Annotated in this window: 16 protein-coding genes; 7 read left to right on the top strand and 9 right to left on the bottom strand. The window is 62.4% G+C overall.

All coding sequences use genetic code 11. The annotated features are described in order from the left end of the window. Nucleotides 1–55 precede the first annotated feature (55 nt). Both ASD64_RS08235 and ASD64_RS08240 read right to left on the bottom strand, forming a co-directional pair. A complete protein-coding gene (locus ASD64_RS08235) occupies nucleotides 56–1,132 on the bottom strand; it encodes a LysR family transcriptional regulator (protein WP_056103527.1) in 1,077 nt (358 codons plus the stop codon). A 32-nt stretch (nucleotides 1,133–1,164) separates the two neighbouring features. Further along, on the bottom strand, nucleotides 1,165–2,418 hold the full coding sequence (locus tag ASD64_RS08240) for an NAD(P)/FAD-dependent oxidoreductase (RefSeq protein ID WP_056103530.1): 1,254 nt from the start codon (nucleotides 2,416–2,418) through the stop codon (nucleotides 1,165–1,167). A gap of 487 nt (nucleotides 2,419–2,905) precedes the next feature. Here ASD64_RS08240 and ASD64_RS08245 point away from each other — a divergent pair, with 487 nt between their 5' ends. The 6 genes from ASD64_RS08245 (at nucleotide 2,906) to ASD64_RS08270 (ending at nucleotide 8,823) form a co-directional block, all read left to right on the top strand. After that, nucleotides 2,906–4,210, top strand: a complete 1,305-nt coding sequence (locus ASD64_RS08245) for an imelysin family protein (protein WP_244480740.1) — start codon at nucleotides 2,906–2,908, stop codon at nucleotides 4,208–4,210. A 64-nt stretch (nucleotides 4,211–4,274) separates the two neighbouring features. After that, nucleotides 4,275–4,586 carry a (2Fe-2S)-binding protein gene (locus ASD64_RS20575; RefSeq protein WP_082549916.1) on the top strand — a complete coding sequence of 104 codons (312 nt, stop codon included), beginning with the start codon at nucleotides 4,275–4,277 and terminating at the stop codon, nucleotides 4,584–4,586. Further along, nucleotides 4,552–5,037 carry a bacterioferritin gene (gene bfr / locus ASD64_RS08255; RefSeq protein WP_056103540.1) on the top strand — a complete coding sequence of 162 codons (486 nt, stop codon included), beginning with the start codon at nucleotides 4,552–4,554 and terminating at the stop codon, nucleotides 5,035–5,037. Before ASD64_RS20575 ends, bfr begins: the two co-directional genes overlap by 35 nt. A gap of 11 nt (nucleotides 5,038–5,048) precedes the next feature. Continuing rightward, nucleotides 5,049–6,644, top strand: coding sequence for a di-heme oxidoredictase family protein (locus ASD64_RS08260; protein WP_056103542.1), 1,596 nt, complete (start codon nucleotides 5,049–5,051; stop codon nucleotides 6,642–6,644). Then, nucleotides 6,641–7,723, top strand: coding sequence for an imelysin family protein (locus ASD64_RS08265; protein WP_056103545.1), 1,083 nt, complete (start codon nucleotides 6,641–6,643; stop codon nucleotides 7,721–7,723). The genes ASD64_RS08260 and ASD64_RS08265 overlap by 4 nt, the downstream gene beginning before the upstream one ends. A gap of 2 nt (nucleotides 7,724–7,725) precedes the next feature. Continuing rightward, nucleotides 7,726–8,823 carry a DUF1513 domain-containing protein gene (locus tag ASD64_RS08270; RefSeq protein WP_056103549.1) on the top strand — a complete coding sequence of 366 codons (1,098 nt, stop codon included), beginning with the start codon at nucleotides 7,726–7,728 and terminating at the stop codon, nucleotides 8,821–8,823. Between the two features lie 108 nt (nucleotides 8,824–8,931). Here the strand turns inward: ASD64_RS08270 and iolB are convergent, their stop codons facing one another. From iolB to ASD64_RS08300, 6 genes are all read right to left on the bottom strand, one after another. Next, nucleotides 8,932–9,732 carry a 5-deoxy-glucuronate isomerase gene (iolB, locus tag ASD64_RS08275; protein WP_056103552.1) on the bottom strand — a complete coding sequence of 267 codons (801 nt, stop codon included), beginning with the start codon at nucleotides 9,730–9,732 and terminating at the stop codon, nucleotides 8,932–8,934. Nucleotides 9,733–9,740: 8 nt separating this feature from the next. Beyond that, nucleotides 9,741–9,959, bottom strand: a complete 219-nt coding sequence (locus ASD64_RS08280; protein WP_056104921.1) for a hypothetical protein — start codon at nucleotides 9,957–9,959, stop codon at nucleotides 9,741–9,743. Between the two features lie 20 nt (nucleotides 9,960–9,979). Next, entirely contained in the window at nucleotides 9,980–10,897 is a 918-nt protein-coding gene (gene iolE / locus ASD64_RS08285; protein ID WP_056103555.1) for a myo-inosose-2 dehydratase, read from the bottom strand. A gap of 94 nt (nucleotides 10,898–10,991) precedes the next feature. Then, the gene (iolD, locus tag ASD64_RS08290; protein WP_056103557.1) at nucleotides 10,992–12,842 is read right to left on the bottom strand and encodes a 3D-(3,5/4)-trihydroxycyclohexane-1,2-dione acylhydrolase (decyclizing); all 1,851 of its coding nucleotides are present in this window, start codon (nucleotides 12,840–12,842) and stop codon (nucleotides 10,992–10,994) included. 19 nt (nucleotides 12,843–12,861) lie between these two features. After that, nucleotides 12,862–14,796, bottom strand: coding sequence for a bifunctional 5-dehydro-2-deoxygluconokinase/5-dehydro-2-deoxyphosphogluconate aldolase (locus ASD64_RS08295; RefSeq protein WP_056103561.1), 1,935 nt, complete (start codon nucleotides 14,794–14,796; stop codon nucleotides 12,862–12,864). A 136-nt stretch (nucleotides 14,797–14,932) separates the two neighbouring features. Continuing rightward, a complete protein-coding gene (locus ASD64_RS08300) occupies nucleotides 14,933–15,769 on the bottom strand; it encodes a MurR/RpiR family transcriptional regulator (protein WP_056103563.1) in 837 nt (278 codons plus the stop codon). A 143-nt stretch (nucleotides 15,770–15,912) separates the two neighbouring features. Between ASD64_RS08300 and ASD64_RS08305 the strand changes: the two genes are divergently transcribed. After that, entirely contained in the window at nucleotides 15,913–17,022 is a 1,110-nt protein-coding gene (locus ASD64_RS08305; RefSeq protein WP_056104923.1) for a Gfo/Idh/MocA family protein, read from the top strand. A 6-nt stretch (nucleotides 17,023–17,028) separates the two neighbouring features. Here the strand turns inward: ASD64_RS08305 and ASD64_RS08310 are convergent, their stop codons facing one another. After that, nucleotides 17,029–17,814 carry an SDR family oxidoreductase gene (locus tag ASD64_RS08310; protein ID WP_413813593.1) on the bottom strand — a complete coding sequence of 262 codons (786 nt, stop codon included), beginning with the start codon at nucleotides 17,812–17,814 and terminating at the stop codon, nucleotides 17,029–17,031. Nucleotides 17,815–17,825: the final 11 nt, after the last annotated feature.

Genomic DNA, 17,825 nt, shown 5'->3' on the forward strand with positions numbered 1-17,825 from the left:
GAAAGTTTGCTTGATGTGAAGGCACATCAAGCAAACCGGACTTGGCTGCCCCCAACTATTGGGGGGTGGCGGCTGGTGTCGTGACCGGGGTAAAGCCGAACTTGCTGAATATGGCCTGACTTGAAGGCGACAAGATAAACAAGGCGAAGGACAGCGCCGCCGGTCGGGACCCGACCAGAGGCGCCATTGTATATTCCGGAACGACGCTGACCGCAGTGGGAAGTTCGATCAGTTCTACATTCTCCAGACCATCCGCGCGTTTTCTCATCCCCGTCAGATAGCCGAAGCAAACGTCGATTGTGCCGTCATTTATGGATTGGGCGATTGCATCGCGCTTTATTTCCGCTGCTTGCATCAAAGGGCTGCCATTAAATTTTCGCGTCTTTGAATCAAGAACGGCAAACGCCCCCGGCTTGAATTGTTCGACCCTGCGAAAAACGTTCCACGTATAGTCGCCGGAAAGCCCTTTTGCTGGCGTCACGGCTCCAATGTGAACATCCGGATTGAGGATTTTGTCGATCAGGTTGTTCCGGGTTACGTTTGCGTCGCGCCGGACCAGCGCACACATGGCGTTACGGGCAAACACGATCGGAGGCCTTGCCAATCCCAAATCCGTAAGGCGTGACGAGTTGGCAAGGTCGGCCGACAAAAACAAATCCGGTCTATCGCCTGTCTCTATGCGCTCCCTCAAAGGTCCGATCGGGCCATGTTGCACAGAGACCGGAATTCCCGTCATTTCAAAGAACGACGCGGCAACCGCGGACAGAACATTGCTCAAGCTTCCAGCCGCGTAAATCTGTATCGCCGATTGCCTCGAATGACCCGGCGATCTGCTCTCGGCCTTTGAGTTCGCACTGCCTGTGGCCGTTCCGCTTGAAGACTCGCGAAGATCGGCTCTCAACCGGTCATAGTTTTCCAGCAGCCGTTTTCCCCAGGCGAGCACCTTCTCGCCGTCATCCGTAAGCCCTCTGAAAGATTGCCCACGCTCAATCAGTTGAACATCGAGATCCTTCTCGAGCTTCTGGATTGCCGATGAAAGGGTAGGTTGCGAGACGTTGCAGACCCTGGCTGCTCGTCCGAAGTGCTTTTCCTGCGCCAGAATGGCAAAAAAGAAGAGATGCCTGATCAGCATGTGATCCCACCTGTCGCTTTACGTAACAGCAGTCAGGCCGTTGCCGGAACCGGGGCGGCGGCCAGGAAGGCGGCGAGGCCGGCCTTGAGCGCGTCGGCGCCTGCCGCGACCGTCTGCTTCGCCGGCGAGAAGCCGGCGCCGAGCATCTTGCGTCCGAGCATGTGGTCGGCGGGCCGGTTGACGGATTCGATTGCGATCAGCCTGTCGCCCGAAAAATGATAGATCGAGAACTTGTTGTCTTCGGTTTCGCCGACCGCCACATGGTTGTCGGCGCCAGTGGTCAGGCCGACCATCTGCAGTTTCATGTCGCCGATGTCCGACCAGAACCACGGCACCGCGGAATAGGCGTCCGACCCGCCGACGATGGTTCGCGCCGCAAGGCGGGCGTGATCCGTGGCGTTCTGCACGGACTCCAGCCTCACGTCGTCGCCGGTGAACCAGTGCCGGTAGGAAGCAACGTCGCCGATGGCGAGGACTTGCGGCTGGGAAGTGCGCATCTGCTGGTCGATACGGATGCCGTTGCCGGTCGCGATGCCTGCGGCCTCGGCCAGTTCGACATTGGGAACCACCCCGACACCGACGATGACCAGTTGCGCCGGCAGGCGTTCTCCGTTGGATGTGACCGCTGCTGAAACGCGGCCGTCATGGCCCTCCAGCCGTGAAACGGTGATGCCGGTGAGGATACGCACCCCGGCTGCCTCGAGCCGTTGGCGCACATGGCTGCCGATCGCCGGCGCGACGACCCGGCCAAGCAATCGGTCGGCAGCCTCGATAACGGTGACATTGCGTCCGCCGGCCCTGAGCGTGGCCGCGATTTCCAGCCCGATGAAGCCGCCGCCCAGTATCACGACGTCGGTGCAGGCAGTGCTCAGGTCACGGATCAGGCGCGCGTCGGCGACGGAACGCAGTGAAACGACCCCGCCAAGATCCGTGCCCGGAAGCGGCAGCGTGCGCGGCCTCGATCCGGTCGCCAGGATCAATCGATCGAAGGCAAGCGAAGCTCCGCCGGAAAGCTCGAGCCGTTGTCCGGCGAGATCGATACGGTCTATCCTCAGGCCGGGCCGATAGTCGATCGCATTGCCGCTGTAGAAGGCCTCGCCGCGCAGCGGTTGCGGCTTTGCCGCGGCATCCTTGACGAAGGTCTTGGACAAGGGCGGCTTGTGGTATGGCAGTTCGTCCTCGTCGCCGACCAGCACGACCGGCCCCTCGAAACCTTCCTCGCGCAGACTGGCCGCCGCCTGCACGCCGGCATGGCCAGCCCCGACTATGATCACACCGTTCTTCATCGCAATCAGCTTTCCGAAGTCCGAAGAGTAGAATTTCCTGCCAAGTGGCGATTGCCTGGTTCCGCCGCAAGTAGCCTTATTCGGGTCGCACCCGGAACGGCACGATGTCAACTCAAACGATGGGGATGTGGTCGGGCTTGGCTGGATCGAAACTTGACCATCTTAGTTTAGAATATTTCTAAACTATTGTTTCAATTACCTTTTCCTGACGATTCTGGTTGACTTTAACATTTGTCGCCGTTTTATGGAGAAGGGCGCTCCGGCGTCCGTCCTTTGATGTCTGGGCCTTTAACCCTTTCGATTGGAGGTAGTCGGTGTCTCGCATGGCCAGCCGCGTACTTCGCGCAAATCTGGTCTTCTCCGCACCCGGTGCGGTTTTGCGCTGCGACGCCGGTCCACCTTGTCGAAACATATCGGTCGGGCAGGCCATGTTGACCACGTTGTCGCGGTCGGATGGTTTTGTGGTATTTTCGAGGAGATGAGGGTGATGGTCCAAACGAGAACTATGGTCCGCAGCAAGGGCAGGCTGGCTGCAATCGGCGCGACCGCGCTGCTGACGGCTGCGGCATTCGTGCTGCCAGCCAGGGCCGAAACCGATGCCAAGGCGGTCGTCAAGACCTATGCCGACATTGCGCTGGCCAAATACGAGGATTCGTTGACGACGGCCCAGGCGCTCGATGCGGCCGTCGATGCCCTGGTCGCCAAGCCTTCGGCGGAAACGCTCAACGCTGCTCGCGATGCATGGAAGGCATCGCGCATTCCCTACCAGCAAACGGAAGTCTATCGCTTCGGCAACGCCATCGTTGACGACTGGGAAGGGCGGGTCAACGCCTGGCCGCTGGACGAAGGCCTGATCGACTATGTCGATGCCGGCTATGGCACGGAGTCCGACGAGAATTCGCTCTATACCGCCAATGTCATCGCCAACAAGAAGATCGAGATCGACGGCAAGGAGATCGACGCCTCGAAGCTGACGCCGCAGTTTCTGTCGGAAACGCTGCAGGAGGCAGGCGACATCGAAGCCAATGTCGCCACCGGTTACCACGCCATCGAGTTCCTTCTGTGGGGTCAGGATCTGAACGGCACAGGGCCCGGCGCAGGCAACCGCCCCTACACGGATTTTGATGCCGCCAACTGCACCGGCGGCAACTGCGACCGCCGCGCCGAATATCTGAAATCGGCGAGCGATCTTCTGGTCGCGGACCTCGAAGAGATGGTCGGTAACTGGAAGGAAGACGGCGCAGCACGCAAGGCGCTCGAGGGCGGCGACGCAAAGGCCGGCCTTTCAACCATCCTGACCGGGATGGGTTCGCTTTCCTATGGCGAAGTTGCCGGCGAGCGCATGAAGCTCGGCCTGTTGCTGCATGACCCGGAAGAGGAGCATGACTGCTTCTCCGACAACACCCACATCTCGCACCTTTACGACGCGGTCGGCATCCGCGACGCCTATCTCGGCAGCTACAAGCGCGTCGATGGTTCGGTCGTCGAAGGTCCGTCGTTGGCGGATCTGGTCAAGGAGGTCGATGCGGCGCTCGACGCAGAGCTTTCCGGCAAGCTTGACGTTACGGTCGCCAAGATGGAGGCCATCCAGGCGCGCGCCGTGGGCGGTGAAGCCTATGACCAGCAGATCGGCGAAGGCAACACGGAAGGAAACGCCACCGTGCAGGCGGCGATCGATGGCCTGGTCGACCAGACCAAGTCGATCGAGCGCGCCGTGTCTGCCTTGAAGCTCGACGCCATCGCCTTCGAGGGATCGGACAGTCTCGACGCACCAGACAAGGTATTCCAGTAACCGGGAGCCGTCATTTCCAGCCAAGCGGCGCGCCCGACGCGCCGCCAAGCCAGACCGATAGAAAATGCTGATCTGCCATTGCAACATCATCACCGAAAAGGAAGTCGAACAGGCGATCATAGACCTGCTCGACCAGGATGCGTGGCAGTTGATCGTGCCTGCCAAGGTCTATCATTCGATGAAGAAGCGCGGTCGCTGTTGCGGCTGCTTCCCAAATGTGGTCGAAACGATAATTCGGGTAACCGAGCAGTACCACGCGCGTTCGGAGGCGGGCGCCGTGGACATCGTTTCACACTTGGATCGCGTAAGAGACTTGCGCGTCCAATACGGGAGCAGGACCCATGAAAGGCGAAAGTCAGATCATCGAGCGGCTTAACGAAGCTCTCTTTCTCGAGTTGGGCGCCGTCAACCAGTACTGGGTGCACTACCGCCTTCTCGAAGACTGGGGTTACATAAAGCTGGCCAAGAAGGAACGCGAGGAATCGATCGAGGAGATGCAGCACGCCGACAAGCTTGTGGCGCGCATCATCTTCCTTGAAGGTCATCCGAACCTCCAGTCCGTCGCGCCCTTGCGCATCGGACAGAACGTGAAGGAAGTTCTGGAATCGGATTTGGCCGGCGAGTACGACGCGCGAACCTCCTACAAGAGGTCGCGCGAAATCTGCAACGAGTTGGGCGACTACGTCACCATGAAACTGTTCGAAGAGCTGCTGTCCGACGAGGAGGGTCATATCGACTTCCTCGAGACGCAGCTTGATCTGCTCGCCTCCATCGGCGAGGAAAAGTACGGACTGCTCAACGCTGCGTCGGCCAACGAGGCCGAATAGGACATGCGGGAATGCGGCGCATCATAAATTTCATGCGCCGCGCGCGGCGGGCCGGTTCAGGCCTGCCGCTATCCCGAAAGCCCAATGGCAAGCTTGCTTGCCTGGGTGCCGCGTTGCTTCTCGTGCTGGCCACGCCGGCCGGTACGCAGGAGCCCTCCGGGCTTGCGTCAGCCCGCAACGATCTGACGCCGAAGGATCAGCACCGCGTCGAAGCCGTCACCACTCCGACCACGGATTTTTCCAAGCCTGAACTGTTCGAACTGATGCAAGGCGGCGCCGGTACGTCGAAGAAGCGGGTCAACGCCGATTCCTTCTCGCATTCGTCGGCCAACATCACGTTCGAGGAAGAAGGCACCTTCAAGCTTGGCAACGCCATCTTCCGCAAGAACTGGGTGTCTTCCCCGTCCTCGACCCAGGCGTCCGATGGCCTGGGCCCGCTGTTCAATGCCCGTGCCTGCCAAAGCTGCCACCTGAAGGACGGGCGTGGCCATCCGCCGGAAGACAGCCTCGATGCCACGTCGATGTTCCTCAGGCTGGCGCGTGAAGCCGGCACGGCCGAAGAAAAGGCAGCGGTTGCGCAGCACAAGGCCCTGAACTTCCCTGATCCGGTATACGGCGGCCAATTGCAGGACCTTGCCGTGCCCGGTCTCGCCAGCGAAGGCCGCATGCGCATCACCTACGAGGACCAGCCGGTTACCCTTGGCGACGGCACGGTCGTTTCGCTGCGCAAGCCGACTTACGCGGTGGGCGAGTTGGCATATGGGCCGCTTGATGCGCGCACCACGCTCTCGCCGCGCATCGCCACCCCGATGATCGGGCTTGGCCTTGTCGAGCAAATCCACCCGGCAGACATCCTTGCCGGCGCCGACCCCGATGACCGGGACGGCGACGGGGTTTCCGGCAAGGCCGCGATCGTGCGCGACCCGGCAAACGGTGAGTTGACGCTTGGCCGCTTCGGCTGGAAAGCGCAGGCGCCGTCGATCCGCCAGCAGTCGGCTGACGCCCTTGCTGGCGACATTGGCGTTTCCTCGCCGGAAGCGCCTCGCCACTGGGGAGATTGCACCGAGACACAAGCCAAGTGCCGTGCCATGCCGGCCGGTGTTCAGCCGCGCCTGGGCGATACCGAGGCTCCGGTGCCGGTGATGGACCTTGTCACCTTCTATTCCCAGAACCTTGCCGTGCCCGCCCGGCGCGACCTCGACCAACCTGAGGTTCTTGCGGGAAAGAAGGCGTTCTACGAAATGGGCTGTGTCGCGTGCCACACGCCGAAATTCGTCACGCGCCGCGACGCGCCGAACAAGGCGCAGTCCTTCCAGTTGATCTGGCCATATTCGGATTTCCTCCTGCATGATTTGGGAGAAGGTCTTGCCGATGGCCAGCAGGTTGGCGACGCTTCCGGAAGCGAGTGGCGTACGCAGCCTTTGTGGGGCATCGGTCTTACCGAACGCGTCAACGGCCACACCTTCTTCCTGCATGACGGGCGCGCCCGCAACCTCACCGAGGCGATCCTGTGGCATGGCGGGGAGGCCCAGCGCGCGAGGGACAATTTTGCGGCAGCAAGCGCTGCCGAACGCGCAGCCTTGGTCAAATTCCTGGAAGCGCTATGAAGCTGAAGCGTCTCACCGTTGCCGTGGCCTTGCCGTTTAGTTTGTTGCTGGCGCAGCCGGCGCAGGCTGCGGTCAAAGCGTCGGATGTCATCGGCCAGGCCATCAATGGTTTCATACGCCCCGCCTATGCGGACCTTCATGAACGCGCCGCAGCGTTGAGCACGTCCATGCAGACGCTGTGCGCGACGCCGAACGATGCCAACCTCGATTCTGCGCGCTCTGCATTCTCAGAAGCAGCCATGACGTGGTCCTCCGTCGAGATCATTGCCTTCGGCCCGATCCGCGAGGGCAATCGCTTCGAGCGGATGCTGTTCTGGCCCGACCGCAAGTCGATAGGTCTGAAACAGGTGCAGGCTGCCCTTGCCGCCAGCGATCCGTCCGCTGCCGAGGCTTCGCAAATGGAAGGCAAGAGCGTTGCCATGCAAGGTTTCGGCGCGCTGGAATATCTGCTTTTCGGCACCGATGCCGACATACTTTCAGCGAAGGATGGCGCTTATCGTTGCGCCTTCGGCAGTGCCGTCGCCGGCAATATCGAGACAATGAGCGGCGAGGTCAGCGTCGAGTGGAACAAGCCGGACGGCTTTGCCGCGGTCTGGGCCAATCCGGCAAGCGACAACCCGGTCTATCGCACCGGCTCCGAGGCCGTGACCGAATTGATGGGCGTCTTCATCAACGGGCTGGACATGATCCGCGACGTGCGCCTGAAAGGTTTCCTGGGCAACAACCCGGATGCTGACAAGCCGAGGCAAGCGATCTATTGGCGCTCGCAACGCACGGCCGCCTCGCTGGCGGCAAATCTCGACGGCATGGATCGCCTGTTCCAGAGTTCACATCTCATCGACGCGCTGTCGCCGGATGCGCGCTGGATCGCCGAGTCCATTCATATCCAGTTGGTGAACGGCGTCGCCTCAGCCAACGCGGTTTCCGGGCCGATCGACAAGACCCTGGCCGATCCCGGACAGCGAAAGCAACTGGACCAATTTGCCCTGGTGACGAGCAGCCTGTCCAATCTGTTCGGCACGCGGTTGAGCGCCGAGTTTGGCCTGACCGCCGGCTTCTCGTCGCTCGACGGAGACTGACCGTGCGGGTCCTCATCGACCGCCGCGATTTCCTGCGTGCCGCAGGCGCCAGCTTCGCCGCGGCGATGGCGCCGGGCGCCTGGGCCAGTACATTGGCCACGGATGCCGTCTTCGCCACGGCTTTCGTTCGGCGTGATGGCAGCCATGGCGCCGCCGTGCTGTCCGAGGCCGGCAAGGTGCTCCACGCCATCGATCTGCCGGAGCGCGGTCACGACATCACCTTCGATCCAATCTCCCGGCGCTCGGTCGTCTTCGCAAGACAGCCCGGTACCTTTGCCATGGTTTTCGACCATGCGGGACGTGAGAAGCCGCTCGCCATCTCCAGTGTTCCGGGGCGGCATTTCTTCGGTCATGGCGTATTTTCGCCGGACGGGAGGCTGCTTTACGCCACCGAAAACGATTTCGACAATGCCGCCGGCGTGGTTGGCATCTACGATGCGCTTTCGAACTTCGAGCGCGTCGGCGAGTTCCCGACTTACGGCGTCGGCCCGCATGAATTGCTTTTGCTCGGCGACGACAGGACCATCGCGGTGGCCAATGGCGGCATCGAGACCCACCCGGACTACGGCCGCGCCGAACTGAACATCGCAACCATGAAGCCGTCCTACGTGCTTGTCGACCGCATCAGCGGCGACCTGCTCGAAAAGCACGAACTGCCATCGAACCTCAGCAAGCTTTCGATCCGGCATATGGCGGCCGACGGCGAGGGAACGGTGTGGTTCGGCTGCCAGTATCGCGGGCCGGTAACCGACAGGCCGCTGCTGGTCGGACGCGCTGCGCGCGGCAAGGACCTGTCGCTTGTCGATATGCCCGGCCAGGTGCTGGGCGGTTTTCGCAACTACATCGGCTCGGTGGCGACCAACCCCGCCGCCGGCACCGTGGCCGTTTCGTCTCCGCAGGGCAATTCGCTGGCCATCATCGAAGCGGCCACCGGCAAGGTCGTATCGGCGAGAGACCTGACCGAAGTGTGCGGCGTGGCGCCGGATGGTCCGGGTTTCATCGCTACAACCGGCGGCGGCGTTATTGTCGGGCCGGATGGCAGCACTTCGACCGATCCCGATCACGTGTGGGACAATCACATGCTGCGCATCGAGGCCTAATGCATGTCACCCGAAAGTGGGAACCGGTTTCGGGATAACGACATGCACAAATACTTGAAGCGCGGCCAGCGAATCTGAAAGATCGCGACGCGCTCTAAGAACGGCGGTTCAGGCTTTCAAGAGCCATTCATGCTCGGCGGCGTTGTGGAATTTCCATGTGCGCTTCGGTCCCGCCATGACGTTGAGATAATAAAGGTCGTAGCCGTGGCAGGCCGCGCATGGATGGTAGCCCTTAGGCACCAGGACCACGTCGCCGTCCTCCAGCGCCATCGCCTCGTCCAGCGAGCGGTCATCCGTGTAGACGCGCTGGAAGGCGAAACCCTGAGGCGGATTGAGCCGGTGGTAGTAGGTCTCTTCCAGATAGGATTCGGCCGGCAGATTGTCCTTGTCGTGCTTGTGCGGCGGATAGCTCGACGTATGCCCGCCCGGCGTGATCACCTCCACGACCAGCAGGGAATCGGCAGGTTCACCTTCCGGCAGGATATTGGTCACGTGACGCGTGTTGGTGCCCTTGCCGCGCGTTTCCTGGCCGAGTTCGTCCGGGCCGATGACACGAACGGGCAACCCGCCGCCAAGTCCGGGTGCGGAGCAGACGGCAAGCTCCAGTTCGGTGCCGGCGCGCACTGACCAATCCGAGCCCTGCGGTACGTAGACCGACCAGGGCTTGCCCTCGAACGGCGACATGCGCTCTCCCAGCAGGCCCAGGTCCTGGCCGCCGGCCTCGACCTGGCCCTTGCCGGTGATGAAGACGAGGCAAACCTCCCGGCCGGCGGTTTCGCCGGATGCGGTATCGCCGGGGCGCAGGCGATGAAGGTCGAAACCGACATAGCGCCATCCGGCACTTTGCGGCGTCACATGGACGATGCGCCCATGGCCGTCTTTCTGCGATCTGACGAGAAGCTTCGACATGCGATGACCTATTCCTTCGGGGCGGCGGGGTCGGATGAGCTTTCTTCTCCCGCCGGCTTGTAGGCGTAGAAGAACTGCCAGTAGCCGTAGAGGCCGAACCCGAGCGCGATCACGCCCCAGAACGGGGTGCCGGTCGCAAACTCGACCACGGCCCACACCAGGCACACCACCACAACTGCGATGCGCCGCCACCGCGGCCGGAAGAAAGGATGTTCGGAGTCTTTGATCATGCTGATACTTGTCTCGCTCAGGCGTTGGGAAAACCCTGCGTCTCGACAGTGTAGCCCGCAGCCGTCATCACGCGCATCAGCTCCTTGTAGCCCACCTGCGCCATCTTGAGCGGTGGATTCGTCTTCGGGTCCTGTTCGGCCTCGACCACGAACCAGCCCTGATAGCCGTAGTCGGCGAATTTCTGCACGATTGCTGCAAAATCCAACGACCCGTCACCCGGGACGGTGAAGGCGCCGAGAGCCACCGCGTCGAGGAACGATTGCCGCGTGCGGTCCAGCCCGTCGATCACGTTCATGCGCACATCCTTCACATGCACATGATTGATGCGGCCGTGATGCTTGTCGATGGCGCGAAGCACGTCGCCGCCGGCGAAGGCGAGGTGGCCGGCATCGAGCAGCAGCGGAATGCCTTCGCCCGAATGGTTCATGAAGGCATCGAGTTCATGCTCGAATTGCACGACGGCGGCCATATGGTGATGGTAGGAAAGCGGCATGCCCTGTTCGGCGCACCATTCACCGAACGAGGTCACCTTGCGAGCATAGGCCTTCATCTCGGCGTCGGACAGCACGGCCTTCGTGGCGAGCGGCTTCGCGCGGTCGCCCTGAATCGAGCGGCCGACTTCGCCATAGACGATGCAGGGCGCATCCACGGCCTTGAACAGGTCGATCATCGGCCGGATGCGGTCCTTGTTTACCGCCAGGTCCTCGTTCGCGAGCGTGCCCGAAAACCAGCCGCCGCACAGCGTCACGTCCGCCTTCTTCAGGATCGGCAGCATCACCTTCGGATCGTTGGGAAAGCGGCGCCCCATCTCCATGCCGGTGAAGCCCGCCGAACGTGACTGGCGAAGGCATTCTTCCAGCGATACGTCATCGCTGAGTTCGGCGAGATCGTCGTTCCACCATGCGATGGGGGACATGCCCAATTTGGCCTTCACGTCACACCTCCGGTTTGCGTCGCCCTGGGGGCAGGACCAGTTTCCATCCATGTCGCTATCCCGAAACCGGTTCCTACTTTTCGGGCCGCATGCGTTAGCTGCCGATGGACTGCATCTGCCGCTTTTGTTCATAAGTCTTGCGTGCCGCCTCGACTTGCGGGCGCGCGCTCACTTCGGGCACCGCTACATCCCACCAGAAGCCGCCGGCCTCGGTCGAAACCAGCGGGTCGGTTTCGATGACGATCACCGTCGTGCGCGTGTTGGCCTTGGCGGCTGCGAGCGCCGTTTCCAGCCCGGCGATCGACGACACCTTCTCCGCGATCGCACCCATGCTTGCCGCGTGCGCGGCAAAGTCGATATCGGGCAGCGCCTCGTGCCGGGTGTCTTTCAAGAGATTGTTGAAGTTGGCGCCGCCCGTCGCCATCTGCAGCCGGTTGATGCAGGCAAAGCCGCGATTGTCGAGCAGCACGATGGTGAGTTTCAGCCCGAGCATCACCGACGTGGCGATCTCGGAATTCAGCATCAGGTAGGAACCGTCGCCGAGCATGACGACGATCTCCTCGTCCGGCTTCGCCATCTTGGCGCCGAGCCCGCCGGCAATCTCGTAACCCATGGCCGAGAAGCCGTATTCGGCGTGGAACGATCCCGGCTTGCCTGCCTGCCAAAGCTTGTGAAGCTCGCCCGGCAGTCCGCCGGCGGCGTGCAGGACGGTCGCCTGCGCCCCCATGACGCGTTGGACCGCACCGATCACCTGCGCATCCGAAGGATAGGCGGCGTTCGTCGTGGCGGTCACCTTGGCTGCCTCGGTCTGCCAAGCCGTCTTGCCCTTGCGGGCGTCTTCGCTCCAGCTTGCAGGGACTTTCCAGCCTGCCAGCGCTTGACCCAGTTCGGTCAGCCCTTCCAGTGCGTCCGCCACCAGCGGCAAGGCCCGGTGCTTGCCGGCATCGAACGGCTGCACATTGAGCCCGATGATGGTCTTGCCGGCATTCTGGAACAAGGACCATGACCCGGTGGTGAAATCCTGCAGCCGGGTGCCGATTGCCAGCACCACGTCCGCCTCCTTGGCCAGGCGGTTGGCGGCTGCGGTTCCGGTCACGCCGACTGCCGCCATGTTGAGCGCATTGACATCGGGCAGCGAGGATTTGCCGCCTTGCGTCTCGCACACCGGAATGCCGGTGGCCTCGACGAATTTCGCAAGCTCGTCGCAAGCCTGCGAATAAAGCACGCCGCCGCCAGCTACGATCAGCGGTTTCTTCGCGGCTTTCAACGCGTCCGCCGCCGCCGCCAGTTCGGAGCGGTCGGGGCGTGGCCGGCGCGGGGCCCAGACCCGCTCGGCAAAGAAACTCTCGGGATAGTCATAGGCCTCGGCCTGCACGTCCTGGCACAGCGACAGCGTCACCGGCCCGCATTCGGCCGGATCGGTTAGCACCTGCATGGCCCGGTTGAGCGCCGGAACGATCTGTTCGGGCCGGGTGATGCGGTCGAAGTAGCGCGAAACGGGGCGGAAGCAATCATTGACCGACACCGTGCCGTCGCCGAAATCCTCGGCCTGTTGCAGAACGGGGTCGGGGATGCGGTTGGCGAACACATCGCCGGGCAACAGCAGAACCGGCAAGCGGTTGACATGGGCGAGAGCCGCAGCCGTCACCATGTTGACCGCGCCGGGGCCGATCGAACTCGTCGCCGCCATGAAGCGCCGGCGGAAATTCGCCTTGGCAAAGGCGATGGCCGCATGCGCCATCGACTGTTCGTTCTGGCCGCGAAAGGTAGGCAACCGGTCCTGGACCGAATAAAGCGCTTCGCCGAAGCCGGCGACATTGCCGTGGCCGAAGATTGCCCATACGCCGCCGAAGATCGGCACCTTGCGGCCCTCGACCTCGGTCATCTGGGCGCACAGGAAGCGGGCCAGCGCCTGTGCCATCGTCAGGCGGATTGTGTTTGCCATGATCGCTCCTCCCGCTGTGTTATGCCGCCTTGCGGCCACGCGCCGCAAGCCATGCTTCGGTGAGTTGCAGAAAGCGGGAAGCCATGTCCGCGATGGCTTGCTCGTCGCTCATGCGCCCCGTGAGCCACTGCTCCGCGGCATGGATGAAAATGGTGCGGCCGACCGCAAAGCCCTTGACCATAGGTGCATTGGCGGTTGCGGCAAATGCCGCCTTCAACTCGTCTGGAGGCGCTTCGAGACCCAGCAGCACGACGCCGCGGCACCAGGGGTCGTTCTCGAGGATCGTCGCTTCGATGGTCGCCCATGCCGCTGGAGAGGCTTGCGGCTCAAGCTTCCACCAATCCGGCTTGATGCCGAGCGCATAAAAATCCGCCAGGGCTCGCGGAATGGTGGCGTCGTCGATCTTCCCATGCTTGCTGGCGATGATCTCGATCAGCAGTTCGCGCCCGATCTTGCGCGCTGCCTCGAACAGGCCAAGCAGTTTCTGCTGCTGCTCGGCCTTGAGTTCGGCCGGATCGTCGGGATGATAGAAACACAGGCACTTGATGCAGTGGTCTGCCGGCCATTCGACCAACTGCGAGCCGATGTCCTGCGAGAAGTCGAAGCGCAGCGGCCGCGAACCCGGCAACTCGACCGGCCGCCCGAGCCAATCGAATTTGTGGCGGGCGAACTCGAACATCGCCTTGCGGCCATGCCTTTCGTCGATCAGCATGCCGTAGCCCGGCCGGCCACCGGCGACTTGGCTGGCCGCCTTGACTGCCAGCACCTTGAACGCCTCGATACGCGCCGGATCGGCGCCGGCCTTCCTGGCCACGTCCTCGAGTTGGGAACGATGGTCGCACGCGAAAGCCATCAGCGACGGGATCTCGCGCCGCCGCGTCGTTGCCCAATGGATGTGGCTGATCGCCTCGTCCTTGCGCAAGGCCAGATGCCGGCTGCCGTTGTTCAGGAAGAACTGCAATTCTGCGAATGTCGGATATTCGGGCGAGCAGAGCAGGCGCGACACTGCGAACGCGCCACAGGCATTGGCCCATGTCGCCGCCACTTTGAGGCTTTCGCCGCCAAGCCATCCGCGCAGGAAGCCGGACATGAAGGCATCGCCCGCGCCAAGCACGTTGTAGACCTCGATGGGAAACCCGTCGCCGACGATGCCGTCTTCGAGATCGTCGGGGATTGCGCCGTCATAGACGATGCAGCCCATGGCGCCGCGCTTGAGCACGATGGTTGCCTCGGACAGCGAGCGGATGGTCTTCAGCGCCGCCAGAAGGTCGTTTTCGCCGGAGGCGATCAGCACCTCTTCTTCAGTGCCGACGACAAGATCGCAGTCCGGCAGCACGGTCTTGAGGCGCGCCGTGACGCGGTCGGATTTGATATAGCGCCCGAACCCCTCGGCGTGGCCCGCCAGGCCCCACAGATTGGGCCGGTAGTCGATGTCGAACACCACCTTGCCGCCGCTGGCCTTGATTGCCTTCATCGCCTTGCGTTGGGCGGCATCGCTGTTGTCGCGGGAAAAATGGGTGCCGGTGACGACGATGGCTTTCGCCGACTGGATGAAGCTCTCGTCGATGTCTTCCTCCGACAGGGCCATGTCGGCGCAATCGCTGCGATAGAAGATCATCGGCGATACGCCTTCGTCCTCCACCGACAGCAACACCAGCGCGGTGAGGCGCTCGGAATCGGTCTTGAGGCCGTCCACGCAGACGTTTTCGCGGCGCAGTTGTTCGCGGATGAAACGGCCCATCTGCTCGTCGCCCACGCGCGTGAGCAGGGCCGAGCGCAAGCCGAGCCGCGCCGCCCCGACGGCGATGTTGGCCGGGCAGCCGCCGACCGACTTGGCAAAGGAGGTGATGTCCTCCAGCCGCGAGCCGATCTGCTGACCGTAAAGGTCGACCGAGGCGCGACCGATGGTGATGACGTCAAGCGGCGCAGCTTGTGCTTCCACGGCTTCGCTCATGCTCAACTCCCGGCAACCTCGTTGGCTGGATATCGGGCAGCTCTAACGGCTACACCTGTCAATATGAAATATTAGTTCCAAAACATAGTCAACATGGAATGCATGTTCTTTTGTGAAATGCGCGGAACCTCGCGTCTCAACGCTCGCCGCCGCTGCGCCTTTTCTCCGCGACGCCGACGGCCAGCGACATGGCCAGCGCCATCGTTGCGGACAGCGAACGGAAGCCGGAAAAATCGGCTTCGGCCACTTCGAACCAGACCTTGGCGAATTGCGCGAGCGGCGAAAACGAACTGTCGGTGATGGCGATGATCGGCACGCCTTGTTCCGACAGAAAGCGGGCTTCCTCGACGGTAGACGGCGAATAAGGGGAGAAACTGATGGCAATCGCCGCATCCCGTTCGGTGGCGAAGCCGATCATTTCAGGGGTCAGTCCGGCAGCCGACTCGACCAGTTGGTTCCTGATGCGAAGTTTGCCAAGCGCATAGGCGATATAGGAAGCCACCGGGTAGGACCGGCGCCTGGCCAGCACATGGACCGTGTCCGCCTTGGCCAGCAGCGCGATGGCTTGTTCAAGATGTTCCTCGTCCACGGAGCGTGAAAGATTTTCCAGCGACGTGGTGGCGGCCGTGACGAAGCCGTCGAAAATGGCGCGGTGCCCGCCTTCTCTTTCTGCTTTCGTGCGCAGCGCCAGCAGTCTTTCGTCATAGGATGAGTTGCGCTCGCGCAGGCGCTCGCGAAACACCGACTGCAGGCTGGTGAAGCCGTCGAAACCGAACTGCTGCGCGAACCGGACCAGCGTCGAAGGCTGCACGCCTGCGGTGGCCGCGATGCTGGCGGCGGTGCCGAAAGCGATATCGTCCGGATTGTCGAGCGAATAGGCCGCGATCTGCGCAATCCGTTTGGGCAGGCCTTGGCGCCGCTCCAGGATCGTGGCGCGCAGTGTCTCGAAATCGCGGGGCACCCGTTCGTCCATGTCCGTTCCAGTCGATTGATCGACCCCTCTGTGCCCCATCATAGCGGTCCTGTGCAAGAATGTCATAAAAAATGAGCGATACGTTCCATTTCAAGGGTAAATGGATTAATCAATCCATATTGGTTTCGGAACTGGAGAGCGAAATGGTCGGCGTGGGCCTTGTTGGAACTGGCTTCATGGGCAAATGCCACGCGATCGCGTGGAACGCGGTCGGCACCGTCTTTCCCGAGGCCGGCAAGGTCAGGCTGGTGCATCTGGGGGAGGCCAATGAGGAGTTCGCCCGCCGCCGCGCGGCGGAGTTCGGTTTCGCCAAGGCATCGGGTGACTGGCGCGCGGTGATCGACGATCCAGAAGTCGATGTCGTTTCGCTGACGACACCCAATCAGTTCCACCCCGAGATGGCGATTGCCGCGCTCAAGGCCGGCAAGCATCTGTGGTGCGAAAAGCCGATGGCGCCGGCTTTTGCCGATGCCGAGGCGATGGCGGCGAGCGCACGCCGGTCGGGCAAGGTTGCCGTTCTTGGCTACAACTACATTCAGAGCCCCGCCATTCGCCATATCGGCAAACTGCTTGATGAGCAGGCCATCGGCGAAGTCAATCATGTCCGCATCGAGATGGATGAGGACTTCATGGCCGATCCCGAGGCGCTGTTCTTCTGGAAGCATGAGGCCTCATCGGGCTATGGCGCGCTGGATGATTTCGCGGTGCATCCGCTTTCGCTGATTTCCGTTCTGTTCGGCCGGGTCGCGCGCGTCATGTGCGACATGGCCAAGCCATACAAGGACCGTGTGACGGCCGACGGCGGCAGGCGGGCCGTGGAGACCTACGACATTGCCAGCGTGCTGATGCGGCTTGAGAGCGGCATCGCCGCCACCTTGGCCGTCAACCGCTCCGCCTGGGGGCGCAAGGGCCGTATCGCGTTGCAGATCTTCGGTTCGAAAGGATCGATCCTGTTCGATCAGGAACGCGCCAACGAGCTTCAACTCTACGTAACCTCGGACCGTCCGACCGAACAGGGCTATCGCACCATCCTGATCGGCCCGCAGCACGATCCCTACGGTGCGTTTGTCCCGGCGCCGGGCCACGGCCTCGGCTTCAACGATCTCAAGATCATCGAATGCCGCGAACTGCTGGCCCGCCTTGCAGGGCGGCCTTCGCGCATGGTCGATTTCACCGAGGGGCTTGAAATCGAGCGCACCGTGCATGCGATGGCGCGCTCATTCGAGCAACAAAAGTGGATCGAGGTCCGGTGACCTCGATTATTCTCCGATCACGCCGGCGACGTTCTGGTCGTAGTCGACCAATGACCCGGTCATGACGCCCGATTGCGGGCTCAGCATATAGGTGATCAGCCTGGCCAGTTGCTTCGGCTTCACCAATTGCCCCATCGGCTGTGCGGCTTCCGCTTTCTCCAGCCAATTGGCAGGCGCGTTGTGGAACTTCGCCTGCACCAATGCCTCGCCCTCCGTATCCATCCAGCCGGGCAGCACCGCATTGCAGCGGATGCGGCTCGTGCGGTAGCCGCTGGCGACGTTCTTGGTCAGCGTCATCAAGGCGCCCTTGCTGGTGGAATAGGGCGTGAGAAACGATTGACCGGCATGGGCCGACATCGACAGGACGTTGACGATCGATCCCGGCGCCTTGCTTTCCAGAAGATGCTTGACCACCCCTTGCATGAGGAAGAACGGGCCGCGCACATTGGTGGCGAAGATCTGGTCGAACAGGTCTTCCGTGGTATCGATCAGCGATCCGCGCGCCGATGTCGCCGCGGCATTGACGAGGCTATTGATGCTGCCGAAATGTTCGAGCGCGGTCGCGACCACGCGCTGGCAGTCGGCGACTTTGGCCACATCGGCACTGATGAACAGCGCGTCGACACCACGGCTCTGCAAGGCCGCCGCTGCCTTGTCGCCCTTTTCCTGCGAGCGCCCGACCAGCGCCAACGCCTTGCAGCCCTCATCCGCGAGAGCCTCTGCAACGGCAAAGCCGATGCCTTGCGCGCCGCCGGTGACGATAGCGCGCGTTTGCGAGTTACGATTGTCCATTCCGCTCAACG

Source organism: Mesorhizobium sp. Root157, assembly GCF_001427385.1.
GTDB lineage: Bacteria > Pseudomonadota > Alphaproteobacteria > Rhizobiales > Rhizobiaceae > Mesorhizobium.